Annotated in this window: 19 protein-coding genes; 2 read left to right on the forward strand and 17 right to left on the reverse strand. The window is 51.8% G+C overall.

All coding sequences use genetic code 11. From position 1 onward, the window contains the following. Positions 1-18: 18 nt before the first annotated feature. The 14 genes from LZ463_RS13535 to LZ463_RS13600 all read right to left on the reverse strand — a co-directional run bounded on the left by LZ463_RS13535 (position 19) and on the right by LZ463_RS13600 (position 15094). The gene (locus LZ463_RS13535) at positions 19-456 is read right to left on the reverse strand and encodes a hypothetical protein (protein ID WP_241456313.1); all 438 of its coding nucleotides are present in this window, start codon (positions 454-456) and stop codon (positions 19-21) included. A gap of 204 nt (positions 457-660) precedes the next feature. Beyond that, on the reverse strand, positions 661-1770 hold the full coding sequence (locus LZ463_RS13540) for a porin (RefSeq protein ID WP_241456315.1): 1110 nt from the start codon (positions 1768-1770) through the stop codon (positions 661-663). 319 nt (positions 1771-2089) lie between these two features. Continuing rightward, on the reverse strand, positions 2090-3325 hold the full coding sequence (locus LZ463_RS13545; RefSeq protein ID WP_241456317.1) for a multidrug effflux MFS transporter: 1236 nt from the start codon (positions 3323-3325) through the stop codon (positions 2090-2092). 126 nt (positions 3326-3451) lie between these two features. Beyond that, positions 3452-4954: an NAD-dependent succinate-semialdehyde dehydrogenase gene (locus LZ463_RS13550; RefSeq protein WP_241456318.1), complete on the reverse strand. Its 1503-nt coding sequence runs from the start codon at positions 4952-4954 to the stop codon at positions 3452-3454. 94 nt (positions 4955-5048) lie between these two features. Continuing rightward, a complete protein-coding gene (locus LZ463_RS13555; RefSeq protein ID WP_241456320.1) occupies positions 5049-6263 on the reverse strand; it encodes a THUMP domain-containing class I SAM-dependent RNA methyltransferase in 1215 nt (404 codons plus the stop codon). Positions 6264-6358: 95 nt separating this feature from the next. Then, positions 6359-6781 carry a CopD family protein gene (locus tag LZ463_RS13560; RefSeq protein WP_241456322.1) on the reverse strand — a complete coding sequence of 141 codons (423 nt, stop codon included), beginning with the start codon at positions 6779-6781 and terminating at the stop codon, positions 6359-6361. A gap of 63 nt (positions 6782-6844) precedes the next feature. Then, positions 6845-8110, reverse strand: a complete 1266-nt coding sequence (locus LZ463_RS13565) for a glutamate-5-semialdehyde dehydrogenase (protein ID WP_241456470.1) — start codon at positions 8108-8110, stop codon at positions 6845-6847. A gap of 121 nt (positions 8111-8231) precedes the next feature. Beyond that, positions 8232-9251, reverse strand: coding sequence for a DNA polymerase III subunit delta (gene holA / locus LZ463_RS13570; RefSeq protein WP_241456328.1), 1020 nt, complete (start codon positions 9249-9251; stop codon positions 8232-8234). Between the two features lies 1 nt (position 9252). Further along, positions 9253-9762, reverse strand: coding sequence for an LPS-assembly lipoprotein LptE (locus tag LZ463_RS13575; RefSeq protein WP_241456333.1), 510 nt, complete (start codon positions 9760-9762; stop codon positions 9253-9255). 49 nt (positions 9763-9811) lie between these two features. Beyond that, positions 9812-12439 carry a leucine--tRNA ligase gene (gene leuS, locus LZ463_RS13580; protein WP_241456336.1) on the reverse strand — a complete coding sequence of 876 codons (2628 nt, stop codon included), beginning with the start codon at positions 12437-12439 and terminating at the stop codon, positions 9812-9814. Between the two features lie 164 nt (positions 12440-12603). After that, positions 12604-13059, reverse strand: coding sequence for an ExbD/TolR family protein (locus LZ463_RS13585; protein WP_241456338.1), 456 nt, complete (start codon positions 13057-13059; stop codon positions 12604-12606). A gap of 13 nt (positions 13060-13072) precedes the next feature. Further along, positions 13073-13729, reverse strand: coding sequence for a MotA/TolQ/ExbB proton channel family protein (locus tag LZ463_RS13590; RefSeq protein ID WP_241456339.1), 657 nt, complete (start codon positions 13727-13729; stop codon positions 13073-13075). A gap of 22 nt (positions 13730-13751) precedes the next feature. Continuing rightward, complete coding sequence (gene dapB / locus LZ463_RS13595; RefSeq protein WP_241456341.1) at positions 13752-14558, reverse strand: 4-hydroxy-tetrahydrodipicolinate reductase; 807 nt, start codon at positions 14556-14558, stop codon at positions 13752-13754. A 5-nt stretch (positions 14559-14563) separates the two neighbouring features. Next, complete coding sequence (locus LZ463_RS13600) at positions 14564-15094, reverse strand: outer membrane protein assembly factor BamE (RefSeq protein ID WP_241456343.1); 531 nt, start codon at positions 15092-15094, stop codon at positions 14564-14566. Between the two features lie 111 nt (positions 15095-15205). Here LZ463_RS13600 and fur point away from each other — a divergent pair, with 111 nt between their 5' ends. Beyond that, positions 15206-15634, forward strand: a complete 429-nt coding sequence (gene fur, locus LZ463_RS13605) for a ferric iron uptake transcriptional regulator (protein ID WP_241456345.1) — start codon at positions 15206-15208, stop codon at positions 15632-15634. 68 nt (positions 15635-15702) lie between these two features. Here fur and LZ463_RS13610 read toward each other — a convergent pair whose 3' ends face one another. The 3 genes from LZ463_RS13610 to LZ463_RS13620 form a co-directional block, all read right to left on the reverse strand. Continuing rightward, positions 15703-16086 carry a response regulator gene (locus LZ463_RS13610; protein WP_241456346.1) on the reverse strand — a complete coding sequence of 128 codons (384 nt, stop codon included), beginning with the start codon at positions 16084-16086 and terminating at the stop codon, positions 15703-15705. Positions 16087-16155: 69 nt separating this feature from the next. Continuing rightward, the gene (gene hrcA, locus LZ463_RS13615; RefSeq protein WP_241456349.1) at positions 16156-17175 is read right to left on the reverse strand and encodes a heat-inducible transcriptional repressor HrcA; all 1020 of its coding nucleotides are present in this window, start codon (positions 17173-17175) and stop codon (positions 16156-16158) included. Positions 17176-17273: 98 nt separating this feature from the next. Further along, positions 17274-17960: an HAD family hydrolase gene (locus LZ463_RS13620; protein ID WP_241456350.1), complete on the reverse strand. Its 687-nt coding sequence runs from the start codon at positions 17958-17960 to the stop codon at positions 17274-17276. 75 nt (positions 17961-18035) lie between these two features. Here LZ463_RS13620 and LZ463_RS13625 point away from each other — a divergent pair, with 75 nt between their 5' ends. Further along, on the forward strand, positions 18036-18929 hold the full coding sequence (locus LZ463_RS13625) for an NAD kinase (protein WP_241456351.1): 894 nt from the start codon (positions 18036-18038) through the stop codon (positions 18927-18929). Positions 18930-19058: the final 129 nt, after the last annotated feature.

Consider the following 19058-nt stretch of genomic DNA (forward strand, 5'->3'; position numbering starts at 1 on the left):
GAGAGCTGTAGTGAAGACTTACTTTGATGCCGCAGCACTGGCTGAGGCAGCAGATTTGGCGGGCGCAGGTGGGAGCGCGTCAGGAGGATTACCTTCCTTGACTTCTTTCTTGCCGCCAAACTCCAGTATGGTCCATTGCGCTGCCCGATTGGCATCACCCTGCACTGTTCCCTTGGGCGCATTGCCGACTTCAGGATTGGCTTTCAAAGTGTAGCTGCTCTTGCCTGATTTGACCTCTACCTCTGTCACCTTACCACTATTGTTGCGTTTTTCCACTTGCTTGGTCTTGGGCTCAGGCTTGGCGACAGAAATACCTTTGGGATCAGGCCCCTCTTCAAGTTTTTCCAGTTTGGGCGGTGGCGGAGCTTCGGCCTTGGCTGGTGTCTGTGCGTGTACTGCCGTACTTGCCAGCATCAATGCCAGCAAACTGATAGCGCAGGTATTCGTGATTTTCATAGTTGAAGCCCGGAAACGAGGTAGAGATATATAAGCATTGTAACAAACCCCGACTGCTCTGACAGGAATATCCGGCAAGACCATGCACAAAGCGGACCAAGGCCGTCTTGTATGCAAGATTTCAAGCAGCTAAAAACAAAAAAAGAGTGCCCTGAGAGGCACTCTTTTTATGCAGCGATGCAGGGAGTAATCCCTGCATGTGAATTAGAACTGATGACGAACGCCAGCAGTCAATTCTTTTACAGTTGCGCCGTTCACAGCTGCCAACTCTTTAGAGTTGTTGTCTTGTGTCAGACGAGCGAACGATGTGTACAAATCTGTACGCTTGGACAGAGAGTAGCTGTATGCCAGTGCAAATTGCTTGGCATCGCCAACCTGGCTTGTTGCGTTGAATGGTGTGGAGTTTTTCAACTGTGTGAAACCAGCGAATACTTTACCATTTGCATCAACTGGAACTGTAACTGCCAGTGTGTATGCTTTCTTGTCCAGAGTCAGGTCATCTGTGGTTTTTTGGTAGATGAATACTGGTTTTGCCACGCCGAAGTCATAAGACGCTGCAACAGAAACACCTTTCTTGGCGTTTGTAAACAGTTTTGCGTCTTGTGCATTGTCTTTCAGGTAGTTGAAGCCAACTTCCAGAGCATCAACTTTGTAGCCCAGTGTCAGGCCCAGGGAACGACCAGCGGAATTGTCGCCAGCTGCTTCGCCGAAACCGTATTGTGCAGCAGCAGAGAAACCGCTCAGGTTACCTGGTGTTGTATAGAATACGGAATTGCTTACGCGGCCTGTGGAGTTGGCGTTAGCGCCAGCAACAGTTGCGGAACCGCCAACGAAGTACAGAGCACGAACGCCTGTGCCGTTGTTGATCAAAGCGGAACCAAACGGATCGAAATTGTCGAAGTATTTCAATGTCGGGGATTTGTCACGACCGAAGTCAACTGCACCGAAATCGCCAGACAGACCAACTGTAGAACGACGGCCAAATGTGCGACCTTGATCGGATTCACCTGTATCAACCAGGATACCTTGCTCCAAAACAAAATTGGCTTTCAAACCACCGCCCAGATCTTCAGTGCCCTTGAAGCCGATACGGGAACCAGCCTCTTGACCACTTTGGATTTTGTTGAAACGGCCAGCAACTGTGCCGTTATCCAAGCTTTGGAAGCCAACGTCAACTACACCGTAGATCGTTACTGTAGATTGTGCGAAAGCCGCGCCAGAGAAGGCACCCAACATTGCGAGTGCGAGAATTGATTTTTTCATTATCATGTATCCAAAAATGAATGTTAAGTTTTTACCAACATCATCAAGCACGGTAAAAACTGAAATACAGGTGTTTTACAGCCTTGAATCAGTAAGAGACCCAATGACAAGCGGCACGATACCTGTGAAAAGTGACAACTTGATGAATTTGTCGTGTTTAGAAAGCTACACTTTAATTAAGTTCGCAAAAAAAATACACGATGGATATCTTATTTGCATATGCGGGACGAATTGTACCTAAAATTGGCATAAGCTGCTGCCAAGCCTTATTTCGCGTACATTTCGCACACTTTCCGCAGAGCAGCATTTATATAGAGGCGATCAATAGCATTTCAAGTAACTGACTTGAAATTTATTTACCTCATACTTTTTATCCTATGGTTTCCCAGGCATTTTGCTTTTGTGCAGTCATGGAACGCCAGTAGACGCGGCCGGTATACCACATGATTGCCCCTATGGCGGCACATGCAAACTGGCCCAGTGCCAGCGTGAGGACAGAGTGATCGAGGGCTGGCGCGACCACACCTGCAATGACAGCGCCCAGCAATGTCACCGTAGCAGATTGACAAGAAGCAACAATACCACGTATATGGGGGAACAGGTCCAGCACCAGCAAGGTAGCACCAGGCGCAACCAGGGACATGCCAAATGTATAAAAGAACAGGGGTGTTACCGACCACAGCAAGACGGGGTGGGAAAAATAGTGGAAGAGCACATTGAACAAAGCCGCCCCCAGCAAGAAGCAAAACCCTATGCTGACCTGCTTCCAGACACTTATCTTGCCCGCCAGCCGGTTTGCCGCCAGGGCGCCGAAAAAGATACCGCCCACGGATGGCACGAATTGCCAGCCAAACTGGTCTGGTCCCAGATGCAAGTGCTGGGTGATAAAAGCCGGCGCAGCTGACACATAGAGAAAAAGACCGGCAAAATTGAAAGCGATCGTCCCTGCCTTCAAATGAAACAGCGGCGACTTGAAGACCATTTTATAGCTTTGCCACAAAAACTCTGCACTGAAAGGCTGACGCTTTTCCCGAGGCAGGGATTCCGGCAAGTACTTGAAGCAGGCCCACAACAACAAGCTGGAGTAGACAAACAGCAAAAGGAAGATGGTGCGCCAGCTCGACAATCCTACGATCCAGCCGCCAAGTATGGGGGCAATCGCCGGGGCAATGGAAAAGATCATGGTCACCAGCGACAACAGTTTTTCTGCCGGGGCTCCGGCATACAGGTCACGGATGATGGCACGTCCCACGACCACGCCAGCACCGGCAGATACGCCCTGCAGGATGCGGAAGCCCCAGAGGTAATGAATGCTATGCACCGAAGCACAGCCAAAGCTGGCTACGGCAAAAACCGCCATGGCCACCAGTATCACATTGCGCCGTCCAAAGGCATCTGACAGAGCGCCGTGCCAAAGTGTCATGACGGCAAATGACAGCATATAGGCCGTCAGTGTCTGTTGCACTTCAAGGGCACTGGCACCCAGCGTAGCGCGGATATTCGGGAATGCCGGCAGGTAAGTGTCAATAGAAAACGGACCCAGCATGGCCAGGGCAGCCAGCAGACATGCCAGGGCGGCATTACTGATCTTGAGAGCAGGTTGCATGAAAACATTCAGGTTGGCTGCCAGCAGAAAAATAAAACTGCCGGCTGGCTATAAACAAATGGAAGGGTAAGATATGCATGCTGTTTTTGGTTTTTGGCCTTCACACATGCATATCTTCCCGGCAAATCAAATCCCACCCATGCACAGATACTTCATTTCCAGGTATTCATCCATGCCATAGACAGAGCCCTCCCGCCCCAGGCCGGACTGTTTGACACCGCCAAAAGGCGCAACCTCATTTGAAATCAGGCCAGTATTGATACCTACCATGCCATATTCGAGTTTTTCAGCAACCCGCCAGACACGGCCTACATCCCGCGAATAAAAGTAGGAAGCCAGGCCAAAGTCGGTGTTATTGGCTGCAGCAACCACCTCATCTTCGGTCTTGAACCTGACGACAGCGGCAACCGGGCCAAAAGTCTCTTCATTCATGATCAGCATAGACGATGTGACATTCGACAGCACGGTCGGCTCATAAAAAAGCTTACCCGCTGCATGTTGTTTGCCACCAGCCTGCAGGCTGGCACCATGCCTGAGTGCATCAGCGACATGCTCTTCGACCTTGGCAACGGCCTGCTCATCGATCATTGGCCCCTGGTTGACGCCTTCCGCAAAGCCGTCGCCGACCCTGATTTTTTTGGCGCCTGCAGCCAGTTTTTCAACAAACGCATCATAGATGGATTCGTGTGCATAAAACCGGTTGGTACAGACACAGGTCTGGCCAGAGTTACGGAACTTCGATAACAGCGCACCTTCCACCGCAGCATCGAGGTCGGCGTCTTCAAACACAATGAACGGAGCGTGACCGCCAAGCTCCAGCGCCAGTTTTTTCACGGTCTGCGCGGATTGCCGCATCAGGATACGGCCAACTGGCGTTGAGCCGGTGAAAGAAAGATGACGCACCACCGGGCTGTCACACAATACCTTGCCAACCGTGATGGATTGCTCTGAATCAGCGGTAATGATGTTGATGATACCTGGCGGTATACCCGCCCGGTGCGCCAGTTCAGCCATGGCCAGGGCGGACAAAGGTGTCTGCTCAGCCGGTTTAATGACAATGGAACAACCTGCGGCCAGCGCAGGCGCCACCTTGCGCGTGATCATGGCAATAGGGAAATTCCAGGGAGTGATGGAAGCGCAGACACCGATAGGCTGTTTCAACACTACCATGCGCTTGTCACTCCAGGTCGAGGCCATGACATCACCTGACACCCGCTTGGCTTCTTCAGCAAACCATTCGATGAAACTGGCGCCATAGACAACCTCACCTTTGGCCTCAGCCAGTGGTTTGCCCTGCTCTGCTGTCATGATGATGGCCAGATCATCCGCATTTGCCATCATCAGGTCATACCATTTGCGCATGATATTGGCACGCTCTTTGCCTGTCCTGGCTGCCCAGGCAGGGAAAGCGGCTTGCGCAGCCTCAATGGCAGCTTCTGCATGGCTGCCGTCAAGATTGGGCACACTGATCAGCAACTCCATCGTCGAAGGATTATTGACATCGAAGTTGGTGGTACCGGCAACCCATGCGCCATTGATATAGGCTTGATTGCGCAATAAAGACGGGTCTTTCAAATTCAAATGCGCTGCTGCTGTTGTCAGCGATGAAGATGTTGATACTTGTGACATTGCTGCTTCTCCCTGATAAGGAATTCCCAAGCCTCAAGCCTAAAGCAAAACGGCCAAGTCTGCAGCGACTTGGCCATCAGCCATCACATGAAAATTATTCAGTGACATCCTTGGGTTTGGCTTCTTCCCTGCGGTTGAAGCCTGCCACCATATCGAAACGGAATAAACGACATTCCAGTGCACCGTTGAAGAACGGTGTCTTGCGTGACTCTTTCAGGCGCAGCATCTTGGGTAAACCCAGATCCGCAGTAAACAGGTACACACTCCAGCCAGCAAAACGCTGTTTCAGGGTGGTGCTGAATGAACTGAAAAACCCTTTCGCGAGCTCATCCGTTTCCATCGTGCTGTCACCGCGTACGCCGATACGTTCACCGTAAGGAGGATTGGTCAGCAAAATGCCTGGCTGTGTTGTCGGCGCCTTGATTTCCTGCGCTTCTATCTGCTTCAGTGGAACATCAAAACGTATGCCCGCCTTGTTCAGGTTGTTGCGGGTCATGACTATCATGTCGCCAGAGATGTCACTACCGAAGATAGTCGGCTCGACCGGCAGTGGATTCGGCTTGGCGCTGGCCTTGATCTTTGCCCAGGCATCGGCATCAAACTGATGCATCTTTTCAAAGGCAAACTCACGTTTCAGACCAGGCGGGATGCCAGCAACAATTTGCGCCGCTTCTATCAGTATGGTGCCTGAGCCGCACATGGGGTCAAACAAGGGGGTGCCTGCTTTCCAGCCTGCGGTACGCAACAGACCCGCTGCCAGGTTTTCACGCAAAGGCGCGTCGCCAGTCTCCAGACGCCAGCCGCGCTTGAACAGTGGCTCGCCGGATGTGTCGAGATAAATCGTGAAATTGCGCGCATCGAGAAAACCGACGATACGCATGTCAGGGTTTCTGGTATTGACCGATGGACGCTGTGTGAACTGATCGCGGAAGCGGTCGCAGATTGCGTCCTTGATCTTGAGGGTGGTGAACTCCAGGCTCTTCAAAGGTGACTTTACCGCCGTCACATCAACACGTATGGTGTGATGATAACCAAACCAGTCTTCCCAGGGCTGTTCCAGCACCAGGTCATAAATATCATTTTCGTTAGCATAGCTGGCATGCGCCATACGCATCAGCACGCGCGAAGCAATGCGCGAATGCAGGTTGATACGCCAGCCATCATGCAGGCTGCCTGAGCAGTGCACACCGCCGGGCACCTGGTTATGGACAGCCATGGTTTTATCCATGGCTGCAATTTCACCTAGCTCTTCAGCCAGGGCGATTTCCAGGCCGCGCGGGCATGGACAAAAATAGGAGTAACGCGTCATAGGAGCACCCTTTATCCGTTAAAAAAATCTATGGTGAATCTTCACCGCCAATTACCGGTCCGGAGCCAACACTCAAGACCGCTATACCGTCAACCTCAGAAAGGTTTGACGACAACCAAAATCAATACGATCAACAACAGGATCACGGGCACTTCATTGAACCAGCGAAACCAGACATGGCTGCGCTGGTTTGCCGCCCGTTCGAATTTTTTGAGCAAACTGCCACAGGCATGGTGATAACCCACCAGCAGAATGACGCAGGCAAGCTTGGCATGCATCCAGCCATTCCCCGGCCCCTTGCCTATGCCATAACCCAGCCACAACCACAAACCCAGTACAAGGGCAGGAACTGCCAGCACGGTCATGAAGCGATACAGCTTGCGCGCCATCAGCAGCAGGCGTTCTTTGCTTGGCCCGTCATTTTCCATCGCCAGATTGACGAAAATGCGTGGCAAGTAAAACAGGCCAGCAAACCATGAGGTGATGAACAAGATGTGAAAAGCCTTAACCCACAACATAAATTACTTCCCAGTTATTGGTGTCCGTGTTTGTACACATAAGCGCATTCGTACCGACACACATCATTTACGTACTTCGCCATGACCAAATACCACATACTTCATCGACGTCAGCCCCTCCAGGCCAACCGGCCCCCTTGCATGCAGCTTGTCATTCGAAATCCCGATCTCTGCACCGAGTCCATATTCAAAGCCATCAGCAAAACGGGTAGAGGCATTCACCATCACCGATGCAGAGTCAACCTCACGCAAGAAACGCATGGCACGGCTGTAGTCTTCGGTGATGATGGACTCAGTATGTTTGGATGAATAATCATTGATATGCGTGATCGCCTCATCCATGTCAGCCACCAACCTGACGGCCAAGACCGGCGCCAGGTATTCGGTACGCCAGTCTTCTTCTGTCGCCCTTGCCAGATAAGGGTAACCTGCCAGGATGGTGGCAGCACCATCATCACAGCGCAATTCAACCTGCTTGCCAGCATACAGTTCTGCCAGTGCCGGCAAGACTTGTGCTGCAATACCTTGCGCTACCAGCAAGGTTTCCATGGTATTGCAGGTGCCGTAGCGATGGCATTTGGCATTGAAGGCCACATCCACCGCTTTTTTCAGGTCCGCCTTGTCATCAATATAGACATGGCAGATACCGTCGAGATGTTTGATCATGGGCACAGTCGCTTCTTGCATCAACCGTGCGATCAGGCCTTTGCCGCCACGAGGCACAATCACATCCACGTATTGCGGCATGGTGATCAGTTCACCGACGGCAGCACGGTCAGTGGTTTCAACGATCTGTACTGCATCCGCAGGCAAACCGGCACCAGCCAGGCCTTCTTTGACCAGCTTGGCCAGAGCCTGGTTGCAATGTATCGCTTCAGAACCGCCACGCAAGATAGTGGCGTTACCACTCTTGATGCACAGGCCGGCCGCATCGACAGTCACGTTCGGGCGCGCTTCATAGATGATGCCGATGACGCCAAGCGGCACACGCATTTGCCCTACCTGTATGCCGGTAGGACGGTATTTCATGTTCGAGATTTCACCTATAGGGTCAGGCAGGCTGACAATCTGCTCCAGGCCTTCAGCCATGGTGGCAATCGCCTTGTCGGACAATGTCAGCCTGTCCAGCATGGCGGCTTCCATGCCGGCGGCTTTGGCTGCGGCCAGGTCCAGTTCATTGGCAGCGCGCAAGACGGCGGCTTCCCGCCTGATGGCAGTAGCGATCAGGGACAAGGCCTGGTTCTTGGCGGCGGTATTAGCCCTGGCCATGGCGCGTGATGCAACACGGGCACGGACGCCGAGGTCATTCATGTATTGCTTGATATCCATATCGTCATCAACAGGATGTCTGTGCATCCCCATCTATATATATTTTCCCGCCACCAGGGGTGGTGGGAGATTGAGTTTCCGGTTTGATAAACCGCTATATCAGGTGCAGGCGCAATCACTGTTAAGCTGCTTTTGCCACTTTCAAACCCAATTGCAACAAGGCATCCCAGGGGTCGCCTGCAAATGTCTTGGCTCGTAAACCTTTTACCATCTTATCGACTTGTGATGCATCTTGCAGGGCTGCACGTAAAACGCTGAGGCTGACACGCCGCAGGGCGGGGTCCATCAGTTTTTCGCGTGGTCCCCAAATTCTGTATTCTTTCAGCAAGGCAGACAAAGGCCTGCCTGCTACCATACCTGATTTCAACTTGAGCAAGGTACGTATCTCTTCTGCCATGGCCCACAAGACCAGGGGCAAAGCCTCACCCTCGCCCTTCAACCCATTGAGCATGCGCATCAGGCGCGGCACGTCACCTGCCAGCATGGCTTCGTTGAGCTTGAAGACATCATAGCGCGCCACATTCAGCACGGCATCATGAATTTGCTCAAAACTCAGTTTACCAGGTGGATGCAACAAGGCCAGTTTTTGTATTTCCTGGTGGGCCGCCAGCAAATTACCCTCTACCCTGTCAGCAATGAAATCCAGGCTTTGTCTGTCTGTGCTTTGCTGCTGCATGGACAGGCGCAGACTGATCCAGGCTGGCAACTGATTGCGTTCAACCAGGGGAATATCTATATAGACCGCCGCCTGCTGTAAGCTGGCCACCCAGGCCGCCTTTTGCGTCGCCCAGTCCAGCTTGGGCAAGGTGATCAGCGTCAGATTATCGGGTGACAGATTCGCCACATAGTCTTGCAGGGCCTGACCGCCATCCTTGCCCGGCTTGCCTGTCGGTATGCGCAGATCAATCAGCTTCTTGTCACCAAACAGGGATTGTGACTGATTCGCAGCCAGCAAGGCTCCCCATTTGAAACTGCGCTCCACCGTCAGGATTTCACGCTCGTAAAAACCTTGCGCCTTGGCGCTGCGGCGTATCTTGTCGGCCGCCTCCAGCGCCAGCAAGTGCTCATCACTGGTGATCACATACAGTGGCGCCAGTGTTTTCGCCAGATGGCCATCAAGGGCATCGAAGCGCAATAACATATCAGTCGTCCATCTTGATCACGGCCAGACGGCGCATGATCTGTTGCACCAGGTCACTCTGCATGTCGCGATACAGTAAGACTTCTTCCGCCTCTTTCGCCAGAACCTGTGCTTCGTTAAAACTGATATTGCGTTTCAATTGGATTTCAGCAGGCTCCATGTACTCCTTGCCCGTATTGTCACGGACACGGAAACGGAAGTTATAGATCAGATTGTATTCGCGCACACGGCCCTGGCTGTTCAGGGACAGAATCTGCTTGTCCCTGGTTTCATTCAAGACCTCCAGTATCACCCTGGCATCCTTGGCATTTGCCATGATCTGCGTTTGCCCATTGGCGCGTATCTGGCGGCGTAACTCTCCCCCTAACGACGAAGCCTCAGGCAAGCCGATATAGATACTCTTGAACGGCAGCGCCACAGGGCCACGAAGGGCAAAACCGCAAGCCGACAACAACATGAGCGACATGATGGCCACCAGCCATTGCAGACGCTTGAAATGAAATACTTGCATGCAGTTTTCCCTGTTTTCCCTGTTACCAGTCCGACTGTGACTGAGCCCCTCAGGCAACGATATTGACCAGTTTGCCAGGCACGATGATGACTTTTTTCGGCGTACCTTCGATAAACTTTTGCACACTTTCATTCGCCAGCGCCGTCGCTTCTATGGTTGCCTTGTCAGCATCCTTGGCAACCTTGATACTGCCACGCAATTTGCCATTGACCTGTACCATCAATTCAATTTCATCCTGCACCAGGGCTGCTTCATCGACAACAGGCCACGGTGCATCAATCAACTCACCGAGTTCTGCCGCAAAACCCAGCTCTTGCCACAGGGCATGCGTGATGTGCGGGCAGACCGGATACAAGCCACGCAGCAAGATGCTGAAGGCTTCACGCAGGGCCACTGCACTGCCTTCGGCATCTGACTTGAAGGACTCTATGGTGTTGAGCAACTTCATCGCGCCGGAAACCACGGTGTTGTATTGCAGGCGCTCGTAATCGGCGTCAATCTGCTTGAGCGTCAGATGCACTTCGCGACGCAAGACCTTGACATCAGCAGCGTAATTGCCTGCTGCTGTTGCACCAGCAGCGATCGTACCCGACAGTTTCAGTGCCGAAGCCCACAAGCGACGCAGGTAGCGCGATGCACCTTCCACACCACTGTTGCTCCAGGCCGCGCTCTGATCCGGAGGGCCGGCAAACATGGTGAACAGACGGGCTGTATCGGCGCCGAACTGCTCGATGATGTCCTTGGGTTCGACCACATTGTTCTTGGACTTGGACATTTTTTCTATGCCACCCATTTGTACAGGCTGTCCATCGCTTTTCAGTGATGCAGAAACCGGACGTCCCTTGTCATCATGCTGGACTTCAATTTCACTCGGATAGAACCAGGTTTTCTTGCCACTTTCATCTTCACGATAGAAAGAATCATTGAGCAACATGCCCTGGGTGAACAGGTTCTTGAAAGGTTCATCTATCTTGACCAGGCCCAGGTCACGCATGGCCTTGGTCCAGAAGCGTGCATACAGCAAATGCAAAACCGCATGCTCAACACCACCAATGTACTGGTCCATCGCCATCCAGTAATCATTGCGCTCATCGACCATAGTCGGCGCATCCGGGCAGGTATAACGCATGAAGTACCAGCTGGAATCCACGAAGGTATCCATGGTGTCTGTTTCACGGTGGGCCAGGCTGCCACATTTAGGGCAAGGCACATTCAGAAAATCTGCACGCTGTTTCAATGGATTACCGGAACCGTCAGGGATGCAGTCGGTAGGCAAGACCACGGGCAAATCTTCATACGGTACAGGCACATCACCGCAGCTGTCACAGTGGATGATAGGGATGGGTGTGCCCCAATAGCGTTGACGGGAAATACCCCAGTCACGCAAGCGCCAGGTGGTTTTCTTTTCGCCGAGTTCTTTGGCGATCAGGTCGGCTGCCACTGCGTCAACAGTTGCCTTGAAACTCAGGCCATCATACTTACCGGAATTAATAGTGACACCGCGTTGCTTGTCACCGTAAGCTTCTGCCCAGGCATCAGTGGTGAAGTTTTCACCTTCGATTGCCACTACCTGCTTGATGGCGATATTGTATTTTTTCGCGAACGCGAAATCACGTTCATCATGCGCAGGTACCCCCATGACGGCACCATCGCCATAAGACATCAAGACGTAATTGCCAACCCAGACTTCAACCTGCTCACCAGTCAAGGGATGGGTGACGAACAGGCCGGTAGGCATGCCCTCTTTTTCTTTGGTGGCCATTTCGGCTTCGGTTGTACCACCGGCTTTGCAGACTTCAATGAAAGCAGCCAGCGCGGCATTGTTCTTTGCCGCCAGCGTGGCGATGGGATGCTCTGCTGCCACGGCGCAGAAAGTCACTCCCATGATGGTGTCGGCACGAGTGGTGAAGACAAACAGCTTGCCGTCTTGTACCAGAGAGCCGGTTTCGTCCTTGATCTGGTGCGGGAAGGCAAAGCGCACACCTTCACTCTTGCCTATCCAGTTACGCTGCATGGTGCGTACCTGTTCAGGCCAGCCATCCAGTGTATCTATGCTATCGAGCAGTTCATCAGCATACTGAGTAATGCCAAAGTAATAACCAGGAATTTCGCGTTTTTCTACCAGGGCGCCTGAGCGCCAGCCACGGCCATCAATCACCTGCTCGTTCGCCAGTACGGTCTGATCGACAGGGTCCCAATTGACCACCTGGGTCTTTTTGTAGGCAATGCCTTTTTCAAGCATCTTCAGGAACAGCCACTGATTCCAGCGATAGTAATCCGGGTCGCAGGTCGCTACTTCGCGCGACCAGTCAAATGCCAGACCCAGAGGTTGCATCTGCGACTTCATGTCTTCGATATTCGCGTAAGTCCATTCAGCCGGTGATTTTTTGTAGGCGATCGCGGCATTTTCTGCTGGCAGGCCAAAAGCATCCCAACCCATGGGCATCAGGACGTTATAGCCCTTCATACGCAGCTGGCGCGCCAGCATGTCATTGATCGTGTAGTTACGCACATGGCCCATATGCAGCTTGCCAGACGGGTAAGGCAGCATGGAGCAAGCATAATACTTGCCTTTAGGGAAACGTGGATTATTTTCTACTGCCTTATAGGCATCGATCTTTTTCCAATGGGATTGCGCCGATTGTTCGACGTCAGAGGGCGTGTATTTTTCTTGCATGGCTTGGCAGGGATTAGATGCGAAAATGACTCAGAACCTTTGATTATAACTGGTTCAGCCACATTATTGAGGAAAGCCTTGGCGGCAACGTTGGGCCAGTCGGATTTGCCGCGACAAATCCTGTCCGCAAACCCGGTCAACCAGTCTGGCAAGTGTGTCAGCCCCTAGGGCTTGCCGGTCGATTTGCCAGCCTGTTTGCTTTCTGTCACGAAAGATATCCTGGTCAGACCCTGGCTTTGTGCTGCAGCCATGACCTGGGCAATGATTTCATAGCGAGTGGCTTTGTCGGCACGCAATTGCAATTCTACCTGTCTGTTTTTTTTTGCCAGCAGCCCGAGCTTGCTCTCCAGGTCTGCCATGGCCAATACCTGTTTATCCCAGTACAACACGCCATCGGCATCGAAAGAAATACGTACCGTTTCGGGTTTTTCTGGCGCAGCGGCAGATTGTGCCTGCGGTAAATCAAGCTTGACTGCATGGGTCATGAAAGGCGCTGCAATGATGAATATCACCAGCAAGACCAGCATCACGTCGACCATGGGGGTGACATTGATATCAGCCATTGAAGTCAATGGCCGGGAAGAAGATTCGCGCGGGGTATGAAATTGGCCAAAAGTCATCAGCTACACCGTATCAAGGCTTGCTCAGATGAGCATGCAAGTCAAATGCAAAACCATCAAGCTCTGCCAGTGTTATCCGGTTGATGCGGTTAAAACCGTTATAGGCAAGCACCGCCGGAATCGCGACCAGCAAACCCAGCGCTGTCATGATCAGGGCTTCACCTACTGGCCCGGCGAGCTGATCAATTTGCACGGCACCAGTAGAAGAGATTGCCGTCAAGGCGCGATAAATACCCCAGACTGTACCCAGCAAGCCCACAAAGGGGGCAGTCGCCCCAACTGATGCAAGAAAACTGAGACCCGTCTCCAGCCTGACTGTCAGCACTTGCAGTTCCTGACGCAGGTTGCGTGTCAATATCTCGCCCGTGCCTGCGCTGGCAGACAGTGTGGTACTGCGCTGGCTGGCATCGCAGGCCAGTTGCGCAGCTTCTGCCAGGCCGATAAATACCTTGGACTGATCAGCCTGGCGCAGCTGGGACAAGGCGTCAGCCAGATTGGGCGCGCGCCAGAAACCGCGCACGCTCGGTGCAGCTTTTCTGATACGCCAGAAACTCCAGGCCTTCATCAGGATCAGAGTCCAGCTCAGTACTGACATGATCAGCAGTAACCAGCCAACCAGATGCCCGAGCGCATCAGCCTGTTCCCAGTAATGTGCAATTGCAGAATTCATATTTCAGCTTCTGGCACAAATATCAGCGCAAACCAAGCACGTCGTACATATCGAACAGGCCCGCAGATTTGTCCGCCAGGAAGCGTGCCGCACGCAGGCTGCCATGAGCATAGGTCACCCGACTCGACGACTTGTGACTGATCTCGACCCGCTCACCGATACCGGCAAACAGGACAGTATGGTCTCCAACAATATCGCCGCCACGGATAGTCGCAAAGCCTATGGAAGACGGATCACGCTCACCTGTCACTCCCTCGCGGGCAAAGACACCGACTTCATTGAGATCACGACCTATTGCATCAGCAATAACTTCCCCCATCTTCAGGGCAGTGCCTGAAGGCGCATCGACCTTGTGACGATGATGAGCTTCAACGATTTCTATGTCATAGCCCTGTGCGAAGCTTTTTGCCGCCATTTCCAGCAACTTCATGGTGACATTCACACCCACACTCATGTTGGGTGCAAACACGATGGCTGTTTTTTTGGCAGCAGCAGCAATCGCTGCCTTGCCAGCCTCGTCAAAACCGGTCGTGCCTATGATCATTTTGATGCCATGGGCGGCACAGTATTCAAGATGCCTGAGCGTGCCCTCAGGGCGGGTAAAGTCAATCAGGAACGAGGCATTGGCCAGGGCAGCAGCCAGGTCGGACGTAATAGTAACGCCACAAGGCTTGCCCAGGCTGGCTGCCGCATCTGTGCCCAGGGCAGGCGATGCCGGCACATCGAGTGCACCGACCAGTACCATGTCATCAGCATTGGCGATTGCCTCAACCAGCATTTTACCCATGCGGCCGGAAGCGCCGGCCACAGCAATTTTCAGTGCAGTCATTTGGCTTATTTCTCTTTTTTCTTGGGTCCGTCGGTTTCTGTCACGGATTGCACACGATTCAGGCCCAGGGCAGATTCGGTAATACGTGCCAGATATTCTTTTTCAGTCGGCAAATTACCACCTTCAAATTTTGAAACAGTGCCATTTTTGAAATAAACTGATACGCGACTGGTAATGCGTTCGCCATTTGGCTTGGTCAGACGGAAAGGATAATCCCAGCGGTCTTCATGAAACATGTCAGTCAATAAAGCAGTGCCGAGTACAAAGCGAACCTGCTCACGCGTCATACCCTCTTTGAGCTGAGCCACCATTTCCTGCGAGACGAAGTTACCCTGCTGTATGGACACACGATAGGGCGAAATATAAGACAGCAGCTTGGCAAAACCGGTAGGCTGGACAACCTGGGCACCGTTGGTATCACTTGGCGTGCCCGAAGTCGCATATACCGATGTCTTGTCAGCTGAGGACAGAATAGGCAGAGGTGAAGAACATGCCGTCAGGCAAGTCAGCATGACCAGGCCCGCAGCACGAGCCATCTTGTTCCGCATTACATCTGAAAACAACAGTTGCATAGATAACCTCTTAATTGAGCAACAAGCCCTAAAACCCGATATCATAAAGCAGATAGCAATTTTTTGATCGAAAACATGACAAACAGTACCCCCAACCTAAAAGCCAGCGGCCTGAAAGCGACTTTGCCTCGCCTGAAAATCCTGGAAATTTTCCAGAATAGTCGCGTCCGCCATCTGACAGCAGAGGATGTTTACAAGATCCTGCTCAATGAAAATATGGATGTTGGTCTGGCAACTGTTTATCGCGTACTGACCCAGTTTGAACAGGCTGGCCTGTTAAACCGTAATCACTTTGAAACTGGTAAAGCGATTTTCGAGCTCAATGAAGGTTCACACCATGACCATCTGGTCTGCCTTGATTGTGGTCGTGTAGAAGAGTTTTTTGATGAGAAAATTGAACAGCGGCAACAAACTATTGCAATGGAGCGCGGCTTCAAGATTGCGGAGCATGCGCTGGCCATTTATGGCAATTGCACAAAAACAAACTGCGAACACAAAAACTGAGCAGGCATCAAGTCTTAAGCAAGCCCTTTAATCTTGACAGGGCACACAGAAATCCCTTCAATAGCCGCTTATTTATTGATTTTTGCCACGACTGCGGCAACGGTATCAATTATTTTTTGCGCATTGAAGGGCTTGAGGATGTAGCCGTGAATACCGGTCTTCACCACTTCTGAGATGGTTTCCTGATCCTTACTGGCTGTCACCATCAACACACAGGCATCAGGAACAAGCTCACGCAAACGCGGCAATATATCCTTACCACTGACCTTTGGCATGACCACATCAAGCATAATCACGTGGGGCCTGAGTTTTATAGCCATATCAAGACCAGTACCGCCATCCGTTGCCTCACCAACAACATTATAGCCCTCACTACGCAGTATCACCCTCAACACTTCCCTGGTCACATCGTTATCGTCGACCAGGAGGATTTTGACATTTTGCTTATCCATATCGGCTCTGTCTGCAATAAAGAATAATTGATCAATACTATGCGCCACAGTGCCGATACTGTTACGGCTCTACTGGCTAAGTGCGTTCGACAACAATTTTGCAGTAATATCAACTATGGGTATCACTCTTTCATAGGCCATACGGGTTGGCCCGATGACTCCCAAAGTACCAACGATCTTGCCATTTACTTCATACGGTGCAGTAACAACACTCATTTCTTCCATAGGCACCAGTTGCGATTCACCACCAATGAAAATCTGCACTCCTGTGGCTTTGCTGGACACATCAAGCAACTGCATCAGGCTGCTTTTTTGCTCAAACATGTCAAATAGTTTGCGCAAAGAACTCATATTGGATGACAAATCCTCCACATTCAATAAATTACGCTCCCCCGAAATGACAACTTCATCATTATCCTCATCCAAAGCATTACCACCCGCTTCTACGGCAGCCTGCATGAGCCTCGTCATATCATTTTGCAATTGTCGCAATTCGCTATTAATACGGGTGCGCGCATCGGTAAAGCTCAGACCGCCAAAATTCTGGTTCAGGTAATTGGCCGCTTGTACCAACTGGGCAGGCGTGTAGTCAACGTCAGTCAGTAGCAGCCGGTTATGCACTTCGCCATTGGGTGAAACCACGACCAATAGGATACGTTTTTCCGACAAGCGCAGAAACTCTACCTGCTGGAATATCGATTCTGTACGCGGTGTCATGACCACACCGGCAAATTGTGACAGCGAAGATAAAATCTGTGCGGCGTTGGTGATCAGTTTTTGAGGAGGTTGCGACAACAAGCCTGGTTGCAGGCGAGAACCTAACCCTGCCTCATCAATTTCTTGCACGGTCAGCAACTTGTCGACAAACACCCTGTAACCTCTGGGTGTGGGGATGCGGCCAGCCGACGTATGTGGACTGGCAACAAAGCCCATTTCTTCCAGATCAGCCATCACATTGCGTATGGTTGCCGGTGATAATTCCAGGCCAGAGATTTTTGACAAGGCACGGGAACCCACAGGCTGGCCATCAGCGATATAACGCTCGACCAGGGCTTTCAATAAAGTTTGTGCGCGGATATCTAGTTGCATGTTTTCATTTTATGCGTTCATTGCTGATGGGTGTACACATATTTTTTAGCCAAGTCTGAAAAAACAGGTTGGCACACCCTGACATAAACATGGAAATCTCACACCCATAAAAGCAGATCATGCAGATTGGCAAATTCGGCATCTGGTTTGATATGCAGATGGCGCTGGTCTTCTATTTTTAAACCCTGACGATTCATCCAGCCAGCCTGCAACCCGGCCAGTTGTGCCCCTTGCACATCCAGCAACAAATCATCACCAACATACAACACCTGCTGCGGCTCCAACCCTAACTCCTGACAGGCCGCCAGAAAAATGCGTGGATCCGGTTTGGCGCAACCAAAGCGAAATGCGGCTATCGACACCCTGAAGTGATGTGCTATGCCTATGGCGTGCAAATCAGCAAAGCCATTTGACACCGTGCCCAAGGGCAGTTTTTCCTGCAGGGCCGATAAGCTGGGTTTGACGTCAATGTACAGGTTAACCTTATTTCTGGCCGCGGCGAATACCTGCATGGCCTGATCCGCCTTGTCACTGGCGACACCATGCTCTTGAAAAACCTGGCTTAACAAAGTATGGCGCAAAGCCCACAAATCATATTGAAAACGGGCATCCGTCTTCAGTAAGGCATTCCTGCGTTCGCGCAGATTTTCCACACTGTAGGCCTGTGCAACGGCAGGCACATGCTCCTGCATCCATTGTTGCAAGGTCGCTTCGGCATGCTGAATCACAGGCGCGACCGGCCATAAAGTGTCATCAAGATCCAGTAAAACCGCTTTTATTGTCATAAAGAGCACTCATTCCATTCATTCTTGCCCTAATTATGTTCTAATCTGAGGCATCATGTCACCTCACCTTAGTTTATGACAGTCCAGGCCAAAACCATTGCACTTGTTGGAAAACCTAATGCTGCAGGTATTGCAGATTCGATTACTGCGCTGGCAAACTTCTTGGCACGTGCCGGGCATCATGTCGTCATAGAAGTGGATACGGCGCAATTCCTGCAATCAAAAGAATTCAGCAGCATGCCGGTACCAGAAATTGGCAAGCTTGCCGATGTGGCAATCGTCGTCGGCGGTGACGGTACCATGCTTGGTATTGCCCGGCAACTGGCCCCCTACAACGTGCCCTTGATCGGTATCAACCAGGGCCGGCTGGGCTTCATCACCGATATCGCACTTGAGCGCATGATCCCTGTCATCAGCGAGATGCTGGACGGCCAATATGTGTCCGAGCGCCGGGCGCTCTTGCAAGCCATCGTCACACGCGAAGGCAACCAGATTTTCAGCGGTGTGGCCTTCAATGACATCGTCGTTTCACGCGGCGCCGGGTCTGGCATGGTGGAGTTGCGGGTGGAGGTGGATGGACACTTCATGTACAACCAGCGCTCGGACGGTCTGATTGTCTCGACGCCGACCGGTTCCACCGCCTATGCACTGTCTGCTGGCGGCCCCTTGTTACACCCCAGTCTGACTGGTATCGCCATGGTCCCGATTGCCCCACATGCCCTGTCGAACCGCCCTATCGTATTACCTGACAGCAGCGAAATCGTCATTACCATCGTCGCTGGCCGCGATATCAGCCTGAATTTTGACATGCAGAATTTTGCCAGCCTGGTACATCAGGACAGGATCATCGTCAACCGCTCTGCCCATACGGTCACTTTCCTTCACCCGCCTGGCTGGAATTATTACAACACCCTGCGTGAAAAACTGCACTGGAATGAATACCCTTCTGTTGAAGGCGCACTTAACTGATCTGCTTATCCATACAGAAGTCACAAGCAGTTGCTAGAATAATGGTTTTTATAGCGCACTGATTGTTCCGGCACGCGCAGATGCGCCTGGTTTCGTCCTTCAAATCAACCGTCTTAACCATTTATATAT

Source organism: Undibacterium paludis (assembly GCF_022568815.1).
GTDB lineage: Bacteria > Pseudomonadota > Gammaproteobacteria > Burkholderiales > Burkholderiaceae_D > Undibacterium.